Raw genomic sequence first — 674 nt, 5'->3', positions numbered from 1 at the left:
GGATTCGCGCGATTGCTGTGTCGCGGATCAACCGGGAAAACAGCCATGCACACCTACACGACCTCGAGAATTGCACTGCCGTCACGGTCTCCCCAGCCTGCCCTGCCAGAGGCTTTCGAGCCCGCGCTGCTGCAGCCGCTCAGCTTCTTTCCCGCCGGCGCGGAAATCTATGCCCAGGGCGAGAAGGCCGGGCCCTTCTATCAGGTCGAGTTCGGCGCCGTCCGCATCTACCGCCTGCTGGCCGATGGCCGTCGCCAGATCAGCGCCTTTCACCTCGCCGGAGAGACATTTGGCTTCGAGGCCGACAGCACGCATCATTTCTTCGCCGAGGCAATCAACGCCACCGGCATCCGCGTCTTCCGCTTCGCCACGGGTGCGGACGTCTCGCGCCAGTTGCTGCCCCTGGCGCTCAAAGGGCTGACCAGGGCGCAGGAACACCTGTTGGTCCTCGGCCGCCAGAATGCCATCGAACGCGTCGCCGCCTTCCTCCTCGACATGGCCGAGCGGCAGGGTGGATTGCAGCCGATCGAGCTGCCGATGTCGCGCATGGACATCGGCGATTATCTCGGCCTCACCATCGAGACCGTGTCGCGGGTGCTGACCCGGTTGAAGGACAAGGGCGTCATCCGCCTCACCAGCCTGCGCAGCATCGAAATCGTCAAGCAAGACGCGCT

At 64.7% G+C, this 674-nt stretch carries 1 protein-coding gene; it reads left to right on the top strand.

The genetic code is table 11. The annotated features are described in order from the left end of the window. Positions 1 to 45: 45 nt before the first annotated feature. Positions 46 to 674, top strand: a 629-nt coding sequence (locus tag NR193_RS33300) for a helix-turn-helix domain-containing protein (protein WP_256754887.1), incomplete at its 3' end; no start/stop codon positions are given.

The sequence above is a fragment of the Mesorhizobium sp. Mes31 genome (genome assembly GCF_024519675.1).
Lineage (GTDB): Bacteria > Pseudomonadota > Alphaproteobacteria > Rhizobiales > Rhizobiaceae > Mesorhizobium.
The sequence above is the reverse complement of the archived record's forward strand: the minus strand, read 5'-3'. Positions and strand labels throughout refer to the sequence as shown.